The organism is Massilia sp. X63, from assembly GCF_041023745.1.
Lineage (GTDB): Bacteria > Pseudomonadota > Gammaproteobacteria > Burkholderiales > Burkholderiaceae_D > Telluria.
In genome coordinates, this window is record NZ_JBFTEF010000024.1 from 15,158 (window position 1) to 31,270 (window position 16,113).

Below are 16,113 nucleotides of genomic sequence, written 5' to 3' on the forward strand. Positions count from 1 at the left end.
TTCAACATGTCTCTGCATACTTACCTGAGCGTGCCGTTCCCGGCCCTCGCCAACGAAACCCGCACCCATGTGCCCACCGCTTGCGCCGCCTACTGGCTGAACCGCTCGCCGCAAACCTTGCGCGCCTGGGCATGCTTTGAAAATGGCCCGATCCGCCCTGTCCGCGTTCAGGGGCGCTTGGCGTGGCCGGTTGAGTCCATCGTGCGCGTGCTGAAGGGCGGGGCCGCATAATGGGCGCTTCGCTGGACCAATTTCACCCTACGGCCGCGTCCGAGGAGGGAACGGTCTATCCGGTGGTAGAGATGGCGGGGGCCACTTTGGCCTCCCCCCCGGGGGGTGGGGGTCTGCCCACGACGCTCCCCAACGTCGAACTTTTGATCGCCCGGCGGAACGAATACATCAGGCGCGTTCGCCAAGCTGCGAATGAATACGATGCATGCGGCTGGAAACTGTGCGCCATCGAGAAGGGCAGCAAAGGTCCGAAAGTCAAAGGCTGGCAACATCAGCCGCTCGACATTGGTGCCATTGGCCATCATGGCTTGGGCCTGATCCATGCATTGTCTGGTACTTGCGCAGTTGACGTTGATGACATGCAGCAGGCAGATGGCTGGTTCGCTGCGCACGGCGTCGAACTGCGCGACTTGCTGGCGGCTGATGATGCGGTGCAGATTTCGTCGGGTCGCGAACACCGCGCCAAGCTGCTGTATCGTTTGCCACCGGGTGTCGAGCCGCTCATCACCAAGCAGATCAAAATTGACGGCGCGATGATCTTGGAGTTCCGCTGCGCGGCCACCGGGGGCAATGGCTGCCAAGATGTCTTGCCGCCGACGATCCATCCGAAGACGAACGCCGAGTATCAGTGGTCCGGTGCGGGCGATTTCAATAACCTGCCGTTCTTGCCCGAGCAATTGCTGAAGATCTGGCGTGATAAGCGCGAGCCGGATGTGTCGCGTTTGCATAAGGTCAAAGGGGAATCGGGCGCCATCGTCGAGGGTGGCCGGAACACGACGCTGTTCCAGTTGGCGGGCGATCTGTTCGGCTTGGGTCTCCATTACGAAAGCGTGCTCGCCGTCGTGTTGAAGGAAAACGCGATTAAGTGCGCGCCGTCCTTGCCGCCTCACGAGGTTGAGGCGCTGGTACGCAGCGCGCAATCGAATAGCAGGGGCAGCAAGCAAATGGCTGACCAGCAGGCCCTCAATGCGGCGGTTGAAGCAGCGGCCGATGCTGCCGCAAAAGAGGTCGCCGAACAGGTAGCCCCGGATGATTTCGTCGCGCAGCTCCCGAGCGTGTTGCAGGACATCGCTGTATGGTATGAGAAGCGTGCGGTCATGCCGCAGCCGGCGTTCAAGGTGGCGATCGCCCTGGCTGCGGCTGGCGCTGTGCTGGCGCGTGACTTCACTGGGGCAGGCGGTGCGTTCACACACCTGTACTACGTGTTGATCGGTCCGCCGGGGAGCGGCAAGGAAGCGGCGCTGCGCAGCGTTAAGGATATCGTGACTGTCTATGATGCGAGCCGCCTGCCGGGCAATCCGGCCAGTGATGCGGGCGTGCTGGCGGCACTGATGCGCGACCCTGCGAGCTGCTTCGTCATGGATGAGTTGGGTGAGGTCCTCAAAGGGATCTTCGACTCCAAGGCTGCCGGCTATAAGGCGGCAATTGGCACCACCTTCCTGGAGCTGTACTCGAAAGGCGGAACCCGATACTTCGGCCGCGAATACGCAAAGCAAACCGGGCTGGATGGGCGCGCGCGAGTCGACATCTATAGCCCCTGCCCCTCAATCTTTGGCACGACCACGCCATCGACGTTCTATGCGGCACTGAGCACTGATGCCGTGAGCAGCGGATTCGTTCCGCGCCTGTTGACCTTCCGTGCCCCTGACAAAATCCCGTACATGAAGGAGCCGGAGGACGTGCCCTTGCCGACTTCGGTCTGCAATTGGCTCGACGCTGTCAAAGCACGAGTCCAGGCAGCCCAAAAGGCCGCACAAGGGGAGGGGAACCTGGTCAATATTCAATCGCCCCGCCCGGTTATCGTGCCGTACGACGTCGAGGCCAAGGAAGTATTGAACGCCGTGAATGTAAGCATCGTCGACCGCCGTAATGCAGGCGTTAATGAAATGGAAAGCAATATGCTCTCCCGCCAAGTTGAAAACGCGGCTCGCCTTGCCTTGATCCTTGCATTGGCCGAGGAACCGCAAGCAGCTGTGGTTCGCGCGGAGCACTTGAAGCTGGCCTTGAACATCGTCGGGCAGTCGACCGACGCATTCATGGCCGAGATCCGTGGCAACCTGTTCGACAGCAAGTTCGCGGCGCTTGAGGCCAAGGTCCTAGACTACATCAAGGAGTACTACCAGAAGCACGGACGTGCGGTCACGGAAGGCATCATGGTTGACCGGCTGGTCGCGTACCGTAGTGCCTCGCTGGCTGAACGCTTGAGTGTTACTAAAGCGTTGGAACGGCGAGGGATGATGACCGTGACCGGCGGGCGTAAGGAAGGATCGTTGCGGTTTACCCCGACAGCGGGGGCATTTAAGTAGTGTCAATCGAGGCCACCGCATGTGACGCGGTGGCTTCTTCTTTTATGCGACCAGACGGTCGTCGGATTCACGTACTTCGACACCAGCCTGGCCCAGCATCCACACCTCGATCTTCGTGTGCCACATTCGCAGCAGGTCAATGGGCCTGCGAATGTAGTGCTTCTCTGCGATGGCGCTCGGCTTGTGCCCCATAATCTGCGCCACGACGCCGGCCGGGCACTCCACCCACTCGCTAAGCGTACCGAACGAACGGCGCAGGCCGTGGATAGACACATGCGGCAGTTCGGCTGCCTCCAAGGCGTTGTTATGGGCCTTGCGCGGCTCCTGGATGCGTCCGCTGGCAGCGGTGCGGCTGCTGAATACCCACTCATTGGTGCGTGGCAGGGCGTCCAGCAGTGCGGACACGTATGGGGTCAGCGGAATCGTACGGTTAGCTTCAACCTTGTCCTGCAAGACCATCGTGCCCCACTTGAAGTCCACGTCAGCCCAGCGCAATCCGGCCATTTCTTCGCGTCGCGCGCCAGTCAACAGGAGGGCTTGCAAGTAGGCGCTGGCGACGGGATTTTGAATTGCCCGGACCTGCTTGAACCAGGGTGCCAACTGCTCGCGCTGGAGGCAATCCGACTTCGCTGCCGGCTTGGGGAGTTCGTCCTTGGCCACAGACGAGGCGCACGCATCGGGGCTGACTTCAGTCTTGTACTCCGCCCGCATGGAGCACCAGTTCAAGAACGCTCGCAAGCGAACGAAAGCGTTCATCGCCACCGTGGCCCTATGCGCCTCGCCGTTCAGCCATTTCCGCACGAAGTCCGCGTCGATTTCCCGAAGAGGATGAGTGAGTACCGACACCAGCACGCCGGGCAGGGTGGTTTCTCCTTCTCCTTTTTTACGGCCACGGGTTTTTTGCCGGCCACCCTCATCAACCAATCGCTGATGGTCCAGCAGGGTGCGGGCGCTCCAACGGGTCTTGCGAGCCGCCATATAGGTGTCCCACGCTTCACGCGCTGGCGTCTCAGCGCGGCGGCCGGCATCGCGCTTTGCGGCCTGCTCGGCGACAAGCTCTGCCTTCTTTACCCGTGGATCGTGCCCGCTATCGACCAGCACTTTGAGGCGCCGTGCCTCCGCCTGGGCGCTTGCAATGTCCCACGTCGACGGCGACCCAATCGTCATGCGGATAGTTTGGTTGTTGAGCTTGGCCTGGAAGACGTATGCCTTGGCCCCGCTGGAGACCGCGCGAAGGCCGAGACACGGCGCGGTGGCGTCCCACATGAACGCCTGTTTGCTGTCAGCAGGGCAGGTGAACGCGTCGACCCGTGCCGCAGTGAATTTGATTTTAGCCATAGTGCTGAGTGTCGTGTAACCGCTGTGTAACCCAGCAATGAGTATAGTTGTGTAAGCGGCTCAACACAAGGCGCGTGAAAAAATACTGTAAGATACTGAAAATTATGGATTTTTACGTTTTTCAATATCCTCTTAAACACATCAATATACATTGAACTTCTCATTCGTAATGCGAAGGTCACCAGTTCGATTCCGGTCAGCGGCACCAGATATTCCTGAAAGCCCGTGTCTCCCAAGGACACGGGCTTTTGTTTTTTTATGCTGGAGCGACCGCTTCCCGTAGCTCGCGCACCAGGCTCGACACACTCGGGTTGTCGACAAAAATGCAGCGCTTGCCGGTGCGCTTGCAGTGATCCTTCACCCGCCAGTAGGCATGGTGGCTGATGCAGCCGGTCTGGCAGATGACCAAGTCGGCCGCCGCCAGGCTGGCGTCGAGCTGTCCGGCGCTGTCTTCCAGGCCGCCGTCATGGTGCGCGAACTGCGCGCCGACGCCCTGGATGACATTGCGGTAGATCGGCACGCTGCCGCTGCGCCCACCCACGCACAGCACGCTGCGGTTGACCAGTCTGACCGGGACTGCTGCCGGCACGGCCGGCGTTGCGGGATGCCCCGCAATGGCGGCGGCAGGCGCCGCCGCGTCCGGGAGCGCGGCGCGCGCCGCCTTTAGCGCCGTCACCTGGGCGCGCAGCGCCGCTTCTCGTTCTTCCATCTGCGCCAAGCGGTTCGCGAGGCGCGTGCGCGTCTCCAGCTCCGGCACCGCGTCCCGCAGCCGGTCCAGCTCGCCGCGCAGCTGGTGGATGTCGCTGTCCTTCGCGATCAGCGCCGCATGCGCCGCCATCAATTGCCGCTCGTAGCGCCCGGCCTGCGCCGTCCTTTCCTGGAGCAGGGCCTGGCAGCGCCCCTGCATGCCGGCCAGTTCGCGCACCACCCGGGCATGCTCGGCGGCCAGCGCATGGTACTTGTCGATGTCGGCCCGTACGCAGGCGCCCGCCTGGTGCTGCACCATGTGGATGTCGCGGCACATCTGCTGCTCGAGTTCGGGCGTGCAGCGCGGATGCGTCAGGCCGGCCCAGAAGGCGCCCGGTACATTGCCGGCGGCGACCGCCTGCGCCCACAGGGCGCCGACTTCCGCGGTGGTCCTGGCCGCCCGGAAGCGCGCGACATCGCCGGCGTAGCGCCGCTCCAGCGCTTTCTGCAGCGCTTCCGACAGCCGGTTGCGCAGCGCGCATTCGGCGACCGCGCCGACGTGGACGTCGTAGTCGTCGTGCAGCAGGCGGCCGCCCGTTACGCGTTCTACCAGCTTGCGCAGCGCCGTGAGCGGCAGGGTGACGCCCACCAGCGGGCAATGGCTGGCCTGGCCCAGTTCCCAGACACGGCGGCGGCGCGAACCCTGTTGCGATGCCTCGGCGGCAGGATGGGTATGTTTGTCGCACATGCGTCGATTCCTTTCAGCGCGTTGCAAGGGAGGGCGAGCCACGGCGCCGCCCTCTCTTTTAAATGAGAATGATTATCATTCATATGATAGCGCAGATGAGACGGAACGCAAGCCGCTTCGCTGCCATGCGGGGACGGATGGCTCAGCTCTGTTAGTCAACGCACGGTCCCGATAGCGTGGGCGTTGTATTTTTTGTATCGCGACGCAGTGTCCGATACTGCGCGCATTTTTCGGACCGCCACAGGCGACCGCTCATGCAGCGACGACGACGTTTGCGCTAACGGCGGAACTTTTGCGCTAGGTTCAGGTCTCGGTTCACGAGAATGGACCTTCGGCAAGAAAAGAAGTTCTGCCTTGAGCTAGCGCAGCCAATCTTCGTCCCTCGCTCCGTTTCGGTCGGAATCGAGGAAGAATGTGGTGATAGTCGAGTATCGGTCTAATCGCGTTGGTCTACATTTTTACGAGGGATACATCATGGATAATCAGAAATCTACCGAGGGAAAAGGCAGCGACGCAAGCCGCGAGGGTGCAGGTTCGAGCATCGGTAAGAGCCAGAATTCCGGCCTGAACCAGGGCAGCAGTGCATCGGGCAGCAGCCAGAGCAGCTCGTCGGGCAGCCTCGGCAGCACCAACGCCTCGCCAAGCAGCGCCAAGCCGGCTACCGGCAGCAGCAGCGGCGCAGTCGGCGGCACCAGCAACGCCGGCAGCCTGCAGAGCGGCTCGCAGAGCTCGGGCAACCTGGGCAGCACCAGCACCGGCGGCCTGCAGAGCGGCTCGACGGGTTCGAGCGCAGCCGGCAGCAGCGGCAGCATGAGCGGCTCGACCGGCGGCAACAGCGCACTGGGCTCGAGCGGCAGCAGCGCAGGCAGCACCACGGGCAGCAGCGGCAGCATGGGCGGCGCCAGCGCACAGTCGTCGGGTTCGTCGTCCTCGGGCGCCGACCAGTCGCAATCGCAAGGCGGCATCAAAGGCGCCATGTCGAACATCACCCCCGACAAGGCGCACGAGAAAATCGACCAGCTCGCACAAGGTGCGCAGCCGCTGGTCGACCGCCTGGTCAGCACCGCGCACGCAGGCGTCGACCGCCTGAGCGGCATGCTGAGCGGCGCCTCGGAAAGCCTGGGCCAGCGCAAGGGCCAGCTGGGTGAAACCTACCAGAACTACTCGACCAAGAGCACCGAGTACGTGAAGACCAACCCGGGCACCGCCCTGCTGGTCGCTGCCGGCGTCGGTTTCCTGCTGGCCAAGCTGCTGAGCAGCAGCGACACCACCACCACGCGTCGCGAATACCGCTACTATCGCGACTGATCGGCCTCAGCCGTCAATGAAAAACCCCGGCGGGCTGCGGCCCGGCCGGGGTTTTTGTTTGGACTTTCGTAGGGGGGCAGTCCAGTGGACCGGACCGCGCTATGCCGACCGCGCGTTCAAACTTAGATGGGCAGACGCGCGACTGTTCTCCTGGCGCTTGAACGCGCGGACGGCGAAGCCGTCCACCCTACACTTTGAAAATGCTTATTTAACCGGATCCGAGGCTGGCTCTTTCACCGGCGCCTGCACCGGCTTGCGCCGCAGCCGGCCCATCTGGCGCTTCATGAAGTGCTCGAAGTCGTCCACATAGGTGAACACCGCCGGCACCACCAGCAGGCTCAGCAGCGTCGAGGTGATCAGGCCGCCGATCACGGCGATCGCCATCGGCGAGCGGAAGGCCGGGTCGCCCGACAGGCCGAGCGCCAGCGGCAGCATGCCGGCGCCCATGGCGATGGTGGTCATCACGATCGGGCGCGAACGCTTGTGGCAGGCATCGACCAGGGCGTCGAAGCGGTTCATGCCGGCCTCGCGCGCCAGGATGGCGTAGTCCACCAGCAGGATCGAGTTCTTGGTCACGATCCCCATCAGCATGACCAGGCCGATCATGGTCGGCATCGACAGCGCGTGACTGGTGAGCAGCAGGGCCACGAAGGCGCCGCCGATCGACAGCGGCAGCGCGGCCAGGATGGTCAGCGGCTGCATGAAGTCGTTGAACAGCAGGACCAGCACGCCGTAGATGCACAGCACGCCGATGGTCATGGCGATGCCGAAGCTGGCGAACAGCGCCTGCATCTCCTGCGCGTCGCCGAGTTCGGCGATCTGCACCGTCGGCGGCAGGTTCTTGAACACGGGCAGGGCGCGTGCTTCCTTGTTCACCTCGCCCAGCGAACGACCCTGCAGCTCGACGTCCAGGGTCACCTGGCGGCTGCGGTTGAGGCGGTCGATCTGGGCCGGGCCGCTTTCCATGCTGATGGTCGCGACGTTCGCCAGCAGCACCGGGCCGCGCGCGCCGGGCACGGTCAGGCGCCCGATGGCGTCGAGATCGGCGCGCACGGCGTCCGGCAGCTTGACCCGGATCGGCACCTGGCGCTCGGCCAGGTTCATCTTGGCCAGCGAGATGTCGTAGTCGCCGGCCGTGGCCACGCGCACCGTTTCGCCGATTGCGGCGGCGGTCACGCCCAGGTCGGCCGCGCGCGCGAAGTCCGGGCGCACGATGATCTCGGGGCGCACCAGCGAGGCGCTGGAGCTGACGTTGCCGATGTTCTTCAGCGTGCGCAGCTCGCGCTCGGCCTGGCGCGCCGTGGCCGTGAGGGCCTGCGGGTCTTCGCTGCGCAGCACCAGCTGCATCTTGGTGCCGGTATCGTTGGCGCCGACGTTAAAGCGCGCGCCCGGAATCTGCCCCATCCTGGCGCGCAGCCTGCGCTCGATATCGGACAGGCCGACGTCGCGCTCGCTGCGCTCGATGGTCGACACGGTCAGCACGGCGCGGCGCGCCTCGGCCGCGGCGCCCGGCGCGAAGGCGTCGCCGCTGGAGCCGCCGCCGATCGAGCTGAATACGTGCTGCACGCCGTCGACCTCCATCGCGGCCAGGCGCGCCTGTTCGGCCACCGCATGCGTCTCGGCCAGGGTGGAGCCCGGCGGCAGCTCGACCGTGATCAGGGTCTGGGAACGGTCGGCCGGCGGCACGAAGCCGGTCGGCAGCAGCGGCACCAGCGAGATCGAGGCCGCGAAGAACAGTCCCGCCGCGAGCGCGGTCAGGCCACGGTGGCGCAGGCACCACTGCATGGTGCGCATGTAGCGGCGCATCAGCGGCCCGTCCTTTTCTTCGCCAAGGTGCTTGGCGGGCTTGAGCAGGTAGGCGGCCATCATCGGGGTCAACAGGCGCGCGACCACCAGCGAGGCCAGGATGGCCAGCACCGCGGTCCAGCCGAACTGCTTGAAGAACTTGCCGGCGATGCCGCTCATGAAGGCGGTGGGCAGGAACACAGCGACCAGCGAGAAGGTGGTGGCAATCACCGCCATCCCGATTTCGTCGGCCGCTTCCAGCGCCGCCTGCATCGGGGTCTTCCCCATGCGCAGGTGGCGCGAAATGTTCTCGATCTCGACGATGGCGTCGTCCACCAGCACCCCGATCACCAGGGCCAGCGAGAGCAGCGTCACCATGTTGAGGGTGTAGCCGAAGAAGTACATGCCGAGGAAGGCGGGAATTACCGACAGCGGCAGCGCGGCGGCGGCCACCAGGGTGGCGCGCCAGTCGCGCAGGAACCACCACACCACCAGCACCGCCAGCACCGCGCCTTCGTACAGCATCTCCATCGAGGCGTCGAAGTTCTCCTCGACCGGGGCCGAGTTGTCGACCACCTCGCGCAGCACCACGTTCGGGTGTTCCTTCTGCAGCTCGGCGACGGCCGCGCGCGCGCCTTCGGCCACGTCCACCTCGCCCGCGCCGCGGGTACGGAACACCTCGAAGCCGACCACCTTGCGGCCGTCGTACTCGGCGAGCGCGCGCGGCTCGGACACCGTATCGCTGACGGTGGCTACCTGTTCCAGCTTGACGTGGCGTCCGTCCGGCAGCGGGATGTCCATCCGCGCCAGTTCCTGCGCCGACTGCACCGTGGCGATGGTGCGCACCGACTGCTCGGCGCCGCCCACGTCGCCACGCCCGCCGGAGGCTTCGCGCTGCACCTGGCGCAGCTGGCGCGACACGTCCAGTGCCGACACCTGCAGGGCGGCCATGCGCTGGTCGTCGAGTTCGACCCGCACTTCGCGGGTGACGCCGCCGACCCGCTTGACCGCGCCCAGGCCCGGCACACTCAGCAGGCGCTTGGCCACGTCGTTGTCGACGAACCAGCTCAGCGCCTGGTCGTCCATGGCGCTGCCCGCGCCCGGCGCCGGGGTGGCGATGAAGGTCGCTATCACGCGGCCGGCGGTGGCGGCCTTGGTCACGCTCGGGTCGCGCAGTTCGGGTGGCAGGTCGGCGCGCACCCGCGCGACGGCGTCGCGCACGTCGTTGACCGCTTCGCCCAGGTCTTTTTCGAGGACGAATTCGACGGTGATGGTGGCCACCCCGTCGAGCACGTTGGTATAGATGTTCTTGACCCCTTGCAGGGTCGCGACCGAATCCTCGATCTTGCGTGCGACCTCGGTCTCGAGCTGGGCCGGCGCCGCGCCTTCCAGGGTGGCCGAGACGGTCACGAAGGGCAGCTCGATGTCCGGGAAATCCTGCACCTGGTTGGCCTTGAAGGCGAGCAGTCCTGCAAAGCTCAGCAGGACGAACAGCATGATTGCCGGGATCGGGTTGCGGATCGAAAGGGCGGAGAAATTCATGATCGAACCCCGCTCAGCGCGCTGCCTGGCGCTGGGCCGGGGCCGGCGCTGCCTTCGCCGGCACTGCCGGTGCCGGTACATTGCGCACCAGATCGCCGTCGTTCAGGAAGCCGGCGCCGCTGACGACGATCGGCGTGCCGGCCTCCAGCCCGCCCACGATCTCGATGCGGTCGCCGAGGCGGCGCCCGGTGCTGACTTTCAGCTGGCTCACGCGGCTGTCGCGATTCAGGCGGAACACATAGCTGAAGCCGTCGCGCACCGCCACCGCCTGCTGCGGCACGGTGAGGGCATGGGTGGCGCCCAGCTCGAAGCGGCCGCTGGCGAACATGCCGGCTTTCAGCGGCGCGTTGGCGGACAGCGAGGGCGGCAGGTCGACATACACCAGCGCCAGGCGGGTTTGCGGGTCGACGGTCGGCGCCACCGTGCGCACCTTGCCGGCGATCTCGCTGCCGTTGGCGGCGCGCACCGCCGCGCGCATGCCCGGCTTGATGCGGCCCAGGTCGTTGGAGGTGACTTCGGCGCGCCACTCCAGGCGGCCCTGGCGGATCATGCGGAACAGCTCCGTGCCCGGTCCTGCCACGGCCCCGACGGTGGCGCTGCGCGCCGAAATGATGCCGCTGTCCGGCGCCACCACGGTAGCCTGGCGCAGGCGCAGCTGCTGCTGGGCCAGGGTCGCCTGGGCCGAACTCACGCGCGCCTGCGCGGTGCGCTCGGCGGTCAGGAGCTGGGTCACCTGCTGCTCGCTCAGCGCACCCGAACTGCGCAGCGCGCGGGCGCGGCCGGCATCGGCCTTGGCGGCGCTGGCGTTGGCCTGCGCTTCCTGCAGCGCGGCCCGGGCCTGCTCGACGTCGGCGCGCACGGTCTCGCTGGCGAACACGGCCAGGGTGTCGCCCTTCTTGACCACGTCGCCCACGTTCACCCGCACCTCGCTCAGGCGCAGGCCGTTGGACTCGCTGCCGATGACGGCTTCCTGCCAGGCCGCGACGCTGCCGTTGGCGGTCAGCCCCACGGGCAGGGTGGCGGTGGACGGCTGGCCGGTGGTCACGGTCAGGGCCGGCGTCGGCGCGGCAGGCTTCTCGTCCTTGGCGTCGGCGCGCTCGGGCACGGCCAGGGCCAGGCCAAAGCAGAGCGCAGCGCCGGCGACGGCGAGCAGCGGGACGGGAATGTTCAGGGGCAGGCGGCGGAGGGTAGGCATAGTCTCGGGTGGGCTTCGGTTCAAGCTGTTAAGTGTAGCAAAATTGCAATGTGGTGCGCGCGATTCAGTTATCCAGGCCACCAATGTGGGGCGCTTACAAACATTTACCAAACGGCCAGGCGCAGCAGCCGGCACAGGTATATAACAGCAGCATGCACACCTCGTCCTGGTCCTCGTCCTCGGGGGCGCGCCGCGCCGTCCTCAAGCTGCTGCTGTTGGCCATGGCCGGCGCCCCACTTGCGCAGGCCGGCGCCCCCATGGACGAGCGCCTGGCGCTGCACCTGCTGAACCGGCTGGGCTATGGCCCCGCGCCGGGCGACCTGGCGCGGGTGCGCGCGATGGGCGTAGCCGCCTATGTCGACAGCCAGCTGGCGCCGCCGCCCTTGCCGCGCTACCTGGACGCGCGCCTGCGCGAGCTTGCGCACCCGGATGCGCCGGCCGGCGAGGAAGCCCTGCTGCGCGCCATCGCCAGCCCGCGCCAGCTCGAAGAAGTGCTGGCCGACTTCTGGCTGGACTGGTTCATGGAAGGGCAGGACCAGAGCGCGGCGGATGCCGCCCGCATGGCATTGCGCCCGCTGGTGCTGGGACGCTATGCGCAACTGGTGGAACAGGCGCGGGCCCAGGGCCGGTCGCCGGGCGGGCGCGGCGAACGCGCGGCCGTGCGCACGCTGGCAGGCCACTTCGTCTCCGCGCCACCGGCAAGCCTGCTGCGATCGCTGGAGCGAGTCTGGCAAGGCAGCGGCGGCGACCAGCGCACGGTACTGCGCGCATTGTTCACCAGCCCCGCCTTCCTGGCGCCGGCGCAGTGGAACAGCAAACGGAAGGATGATTTTCGGTTTGTCGTCTCGGCTGTCCGGGCATCCGGCGTAGCGGTGAACAACGTGACGCCCCTGGCGGCGCTCCTGAGGCATCCGCTGGAGCCTGGCGCGCGTGCCGATTTCGTCGAACGGCTGGCAGGTGGAAGGCTGGCGCTGGCGATGGCGCCTCCGCAAGCGCAGCGCTACGCGTCCTCGGCGCCGCCGCTGCGCAGCATCGAGGCAGGTAATACGCCGCAGGCGACGCTGGCCCAGCCGGGGCCGGTGCTGATGGAAGCGCCGACGCCCTCGGCCGCGGCGATGGCGGCCGCGGCGCGCAGCCAGCCGGCCGATCCGGAACGCCTGCGCACGCTGCTCCTCGGCGCGCATTTCCTGCGTTATTGATGCGAGGAAGGGACTATTGCGCAGCGCAACAAAACACTGCGCTTGTCTGTTTCTGGAAACGCTTCCCTGGCGAGTATCGCACAGTAGTTCTACGGTATTGCAGTGCACAAAAAATCGCGCTATATTGGAACCGTCTCCTCCAGTTTTCTCCGAAAATTGGATTATCGCCCGCTAACCTTCCGGTTCGCGGGCGTTTTTTTTAGACGCTCTTGAGCGGGGTGTCCGCGCCCTGGAACGAGCCCGCGCGCCAGGTCAGCACCAAGGTATCGCGGTGCCCGTGCTCCTCGAGCGGCTGGATTGGCGTCGATTCGTGGATGACGGCGGCGTCGTCGAGCAGCAGCAGGGTCCAGGGTTCCAGCATCGTGAAACGCTTGCCCGCCGGCCCATCGGCTTCGAACACCCGGGTTTCGCCACCCTTGATGCCGCGGCGGTCGATCAGGATTACGGCGACGAAATCGACGCCGTCCCGGTGCGCGCCTTCCGGCGTCGGGCGGCCGATGCCGTCGGCGGTGTCGATCCGGAACTGGTGCGCTTCCACATACCAGGTATGGCGCCCGCGCACCTGCGAGCAGGCTTCGCCGAGCGCGCTCAGCAGGCGGCCCCAGGCCGGGTTGGCGACCGTCTCCAGCTCGATCGGCGCGAACAGGCGGTGCATGCCGCCGTGCAGGGCGTTGTACTCGACCGGCTGCCAGTGCGCGCGGTGCGGCACCTGCACCAGGGCGTGGCCGCCGTCGTCGCTCTCGTCGATGAAGCAGGAATGGCGGCGGCGCCGGTAGCGGCCGCCGTCCTTCAGGTAGTTGTCGAGTTCGAGCCGGTCCCAGCTCGGCACCAGCGACTGCAGCTCGTCGAGGGTGCAGCCGGCCAGGCGCGCCAGGTCGGAAGGACGCAGCAGGGCATAGCCCTCGCTGCGCACGGCGTCCGCCAGGTGCGACGGATCGGTGTAGGGAAGTTCAGGTGTGGTCATCCGGTTAGCGTAGCACTTTTCCCCGCTCCCTTCATGACCACGGGCAATTCCGATGCCTTCTACCAGTTCTTCGTCAGGCTCAGACGGAAGGAACGCGGCTCGATCGGGTGGAAGTGGATGTCGTCGACCGCATCAGGCTCGTTGGCCAGGCGCGACGCGTAGTAGTAGTCGATCGCCGAATCGCGCCGGTTGGTGAGGTTGAAGCCCTCCAACTCGATGCGCATGCCCTTGCCGATGCGGTATCCGACACGGCCGTTGAGCGTGAAGCTGGCGTGCGAGCGCACGCTGTCGTCCTCGATCAGCGGACGCGGGCCGAAGTAGCGCAGGCGCAGCGCGCCCGACCATGGCCCCGCGCGGTCCACCGTCAGGGCGACCTGGGCCACGCCCTCGACTGCGCCCGGGATGCGATCGCCGTCCGGATTGCCGCCGCGCGAACGCGCCCGCGCATACGCCGCGTCGACATTCACGGTCAGCCACTTGTTGACGCGCACGCTGTTCGACAGCTCGACGCCGTAGCGGCGGCTCGGGTCGCCGGCTTCGGTATTGCCGGCGTCGCCGATGTAGGTCAGCTCGGAATCGAAGTCGAGGCGGTACACCGACACCGTGGTCTCGGTCTTCGGGATCGCCACCGTGCGCAGGCCCAGCTCCAGGCCGCGCGAGCGCACCAGGCCCGGGGTGCGCTCGACCGGGTCGAGCGTCTTCGGATCGACGCTGGCGACCGTGCCGCGTGCATCGTTGCTGTGGAAGCCGTGGCCATAGTTGAAATACAGCTCGGTGTGCGACCACGGTCCGTAGGCCACGCTCAGCGAGGGCGTCACCAGCGAATCGCTGGCGCGGCCCGCATTCTCCGGGCGGTCGCCATCGACCCGGAAAGCGTAGGCATTGGCGCGCAGCCCCACCGCGGTGCGCAGGGACTCGCTCCACTTGGTGGCGTTCTCCAGGTAGACGGCGGCGCTGCCTTCGCGGATGTGATCTTCGCGCGTGGTCGCCAGGCGCCGGCGTGCCCGGGTGTCGTAGAGGCCGTTGAAGATGTTGTCGTTCTGGAGCTGGAAGCCCACGGTCATGTCCGAGGCGACCAGGCCGTCCGTGCCTTTGTAGGCGTGCCAGGTGTGGCTGCCGTCCAGGCCGGTCGTCACGCGGCGGTCCGGCTGGGCGAACTGGTCGCCGTTCACCGGGTCGTTCAGGAAGTAGGTGAAATTCGAATACAGCTCGCCCTGGTTGCGGATCACATAGGCGCTCAGGGCGCTGGCCGTGTCCTGCGTGGTGCGGCGCCAGCTGCCCGAGATGCTGCTGCGCTCGGCCTCGCCGCCGTCGCTCAGGTCGATCGCATCGAAGCGTCCCAGCCGGCCGCTGCTCACGGCGCGCAGCGGGATCTGGTCGGTGGCGTTCCAGTGGCCGCGGTAGTGCATGGCGCTGACCGTCCAGCCGTTGTTGGCATAGCCGCGGCTGTAGCGCAGCACGGCATTGATCTTGCGGTAGCCGTCCGGCCGCGTCCACGGGCCGTCGTTCTTCATCAGTTCCAGCGCGTACAGCAGGTGGCCGCCGGCCAGCTCGGGCGAAGCCGCCAGCACGGTGCGCGCGTACCTGTCCTCGCCCAGGGTCAGCGTCGCGAGCGGCGCCACCAGCCGGTTGGCGTAGGCGATCGAGGCCTTGCCGGCCGAGGCGAAATCGCCGTCCGTGGCCGAGTAGGGGCCTTTGCGGTAATCCAGGCGGGTGACGATCTCCGGGATCAGGAAGTTCAGGTCGGTCCAGCCCTGGCCGTGCGCATGGCTGCGCTGGTTGACCGGCATGCCGTCGACCCAGGTGGCGAGGTCGGTGCCGTGGTCCAGGTTGAAGCCGCGCAGGTAGAACTGGTTGGCCTTGCCTTCGCCGCTGTGCTGGCTGGCGATCAGGCCGGGCGTGGCTTCCAGCAGCTCGCCGGGACGGTACACGGTGCGGTTGGCCAGGTCCTTGGCGCCGACGCTGCCGGAGCTGGCCGAGTCGGTCATGCCGATCTGGCTGCTGCGCGTGCCCTCGACGAGGACGCGCTGCAGGACGAAGTCGTCGGCCAGGGCCGGCACGTGGACGAACAATGCGAAGACCGCAAAAGCGATCGGAGAACGGGTAGAGCGAAGCGGCATCAGGGTGTGTTTTCTTGCGTCGGCTGCTCGACGGCGGCCTGGGTGAAAGTCAGTGAACGGATCGCGCCCGCGTCGTTGAGGTTGACGGTGTTGACCTGCTCCGGCAGGAAGTCCATCAGCACGCCCTGGTGGATTGCCGCGGTTTTCGACAGCGGCGCGTTCTCCAGTTCCTGGTAGATGACGACGCTCTGCGAATCGGCGGTCATGCCGACCCAGCGTACCGGCAGGCGGGCCTTGTCCTGTCCCTTCAGCCAAAAGCGTCCTTCGACGTACTTGCGCAGCACGTCCTGGTCGTCCGGATCGGTCAGGTCGAACTGGCGTCCATACATGTTCATCAACAGCGCCTCGACGTCGTGCGCCATGTAGGTATGGACGATCTCCGTACTCTTGGTACGCGGGTTGTACGCGACCTCGGTGATCCCCATGTGGAAGCGGTGCGCATCCGCCGCCGCGCTGATGCACAGCAGGGCGGCGGCGCACAGCGCCTGGAAGGAGAGCTTCAGGCGGAACATCGTCATTACTCGGCTTTCTTCGCGGCGTCAGGCGCTTTTGGCGCGTCCTTGGGCGGCGCCAGCTTGGTCTGGTAGTCGCGCATCAGGTTGTTGGCCGGCTCGCGCTCGGACTTGAACAGTTCCAGGCGCGACGGCGTCGGCTTGGCCGGCCAGGAGTTGTTGCTCACGTCGATGTCGG

The 16,113-nt window shown here is 66.3% G+C and carries 11 protein-coding genes; 4 read left to right on the plus strand and 7 right to left on the minus strand.

The features are described 5' to 3' along the window. The first annotated feature begins 6 nt into the window (after positions 1–6). Positions 7–231: a hypothetical protein gene (locus AB3347_RS24925; RefSeq protein WP_369094374.1), complete on the plus strand. Its 225-nt coding sequence runs from the start codon at positions 7–9 to the stop codon at positions 229–231. Next, a complete protein-coding gene (locus AB3347_RS24930) occupies positions 231–2,537 on the plus strand; it encodes a DUF3987 domain-containing protein (protein ID WP_369094375.1) in 2,307 nt (768 codons plus the stop codon). Before AB3347_RS24925 ends, AB3347_RS24930 begins: the two co-directional genes overlap by 1 nt. 42 nt (positions 2,538–2,579) lie before the next feature. Here the strand turns inward: AB3347_RS24930 and AB3347_RS24935 are convergent, their stop codons facing one another. Together AB3347_RS24935 and AB3347_RS24940 are read right to left on the minus strand one after the other, a co-directional pair. Further along, positions 2,580–3,875 carry a tyrosine-type recombinase/integrase gene (locus tag AB3347_RS24935; RefSeq protein ID WP_369094376.1) on the minus strand — a complete coding sequence of 432 codons (1,296 nt, stop codon included), beginning with the start codon at positions 3,873–3,875 and terminating at the stop codon, positions 2,580–2,582. 256 nt (positions 3,876–4,131) lie between these two features. Continuing rightward, positions 4,132–5,310, minus strand: coding sequence for a DUF2325 domain-containing protein (locus tag AB3347_RS24940; RefSeq protein WP_369094377.1), 1,179 nt, complete (start codon positions 5,308–5,310; stop codon positions 4,132–4,134). A 474-nt stretch (positions 5,311–5,784) separates the two neighbouring features. On the opposite strand from AB3347_RS24940, the gene AB3347_RS24945 reads away from it, so the two are divergent. Continuing rightward, complete coding sequence (locus AB3347_RS24945) at positions 5,785–6,618, plus strand: YqjD family protein (protein WP_369094378.1); 834 nt, start codon at positions 5,785–5,787, stop codon at positions 6,616–6,618. A 204-nt stretch (positions 6,619–6,822) separates the two neighbouring features. On the opposite strand, the gene AB3347_RS24950 is transcribed toward AB3347_RS24945, so the two are convergent. Together AB3347_RS24950 and AB3347_RS24955 are read right to left on the minus strand one after the other, a co-directional pair. After that, entirely contained in the window at positions 6,823–9,945 is a 3,123-nt protein-coding gene (locus AB3347_RS24950) for an efflux RND transporter permease subunit (protein WP_369094379.1), read from the minus strand. Between the two features lie 13 nt (positions 9,946–9,958). Further along, the gene (locus tag AB3347_RS24955; protein ID WP_369094380.1) at positions 9,959–11,140 is read right to left on the minus strand and encodes an efflux RND transporter periplasmic adaptor subunit; all 1,182 of its coding nucleotides are present in this window, start codon (positions 11,138–11,140) and stop codon (positions 9,959–9,961) included. Positions 11,141–11,292: 152 nt separating this feature from the next. On the opposite strand from AB3347_RS24955, the gene AB3347_RS24960 reads away from it, so the two are divergent. Beyond that, positions 11,293–12,339: a DUF1800 family protein gene (locus AB3347_RS24960; protein WP_369094381.1), complete on the plus strand. Its 1,047-nt coding sequence runs from the start codon at positions 11,293–11,295 to the stop codon at positions 12,337–12,339. 199 nt (positions 12,340–12,538) lie between these two features. Here AB3347_RS24960 and AB3347_RS24965 read toward each other — a convergent pair whose 3' ends face one another. Genes AB3347_RS24965 through AB3347_RS24975 form a run of 3 tightly spaced genes read right to left on the minus strand, consistent with a single transcriptional unit; the run spans position 12,539 to position 15,941 of the window. Next, positions 12,539–13,303, minus strand: coding sequence for a 2OG-Fe dioxygenase family protein (locus tag AB3347_RS24965; protein ID WP_369094382.1), 765 nt, complete (start codon positions 13,301–13,303; stop codon positions 12,539–12,541). A 59-nt stretch (positions 13,304–13,362) separates the two neighbouring features. Then, positions 13,363–15,423, minus strand: coding sequence for a TonB-dependent receptor (locus AB3347_RS24970; RefSeq protein ID WP_369094383.1), 2,061 nt, complete (start codon positions 15,421–15,423; stop codon positions 13,363–13,365). Beyond that, a complete protein-coding gene (locus tag AB3347_RS24975) occupies positions 15,423–15,941 on the minus strand; it encodes a DUF6702 family protein (protein WP_369094384.1) in 519 nt (172 codons plus the stop codon). The genes AB3347_RS24970 and AB3347_RS24975 overlap by 1 nt, the downstream gene beginning before the upstream one ends. Positions 15,942–16,113: the final 172 nt, after the last annotated feature.

What these genes read in the sequence shown, in the direction of transcription:
- AB3347_RS24970 (WP_369094383.1), bottom strand. Translation starts at nt 15,423, where the DNA reads ATGCCGCTTCGCTCTACCCGTTCTCCGATCGCTTTTGCGGTCTTCGCA.
- AB3347_RS24965 (WP_369094382.1), bottom strand. Translation starts at nt 13,303, where the DNA reads ATGACCACACCTGAACTTCCCTACACCGATCCGTCGCACCTGGCGGAC.
- AB3347_RS24975 (WP_369094384.1), bottom strand. Translation starts at nt 15,941, where the DNA reads ATGACGATGTTCCGCCTGAAGCTCTCCTTCCAGGCGCTGTGCGCCGCC.
- AB3347_RS24940 (WP_369094377.1), bottom strand. Translation starts at nt 5,310, where the DNA reads ATGTGCGACAAACATACCCATCCTGCCGCCGAGGCATCGCAACAGGGT.
- AB3347_RS24945 (WP_369094378.1), top strand. Translation starts at nt 5,785, where the DNA reads ATGGATAATCAGAAATCTACCGAGGGAAAAGGCAGCGACGCAAGCCGC.
- AB3347_RS24955 (WP_369094380.1), bottom strand. Translation starts at nt 11,140, where the DNA reads ATGCCTACCCTCCGCCGCCTGCCCCTGAACATTCCCGTCCCGCTGCTC.
- AB3347_RS24930 (WP_369094375.1), top strand. Translation starts at nt 231, where the DNA reads ATGGGCGCTTCGCTGGACCAATTTCACCCTACGGCCGCGTCCGAGGAG.
- AB3347_RS24950 (WP_369094379.1), bottom strand. Translation starts at nt 9,945, where the DNA reads ATGAATTTCTCCGCCCTTTCGATCCGCAACCCGATCCCGGCAATCATG.
- AB3347_RS24960 (WP_369094381.1), top strand. Translation starts at nt 11,293, where the DNA reads ATGCACACCTCGTCCTGGTCCTCGTCCTCGGGGGCGCGCCGCGCCGTC.
- AB3347_RS24925 (WP_369094374.1), top strand. Translation starts at nt 7, where the DNA reads ATGTCTCTGCATACTTACCTGAGCGTGCCGTTCCCGGCCCTCGCCAAC.
- AB3347_RS24935 (WP_369094376.1), bottom strand. Translation starts at nt 3,875, where the DNA reads ATGGCTAAAATCAAATTCACTGCGGCACGGGTCGACGCGTTCACCTGC.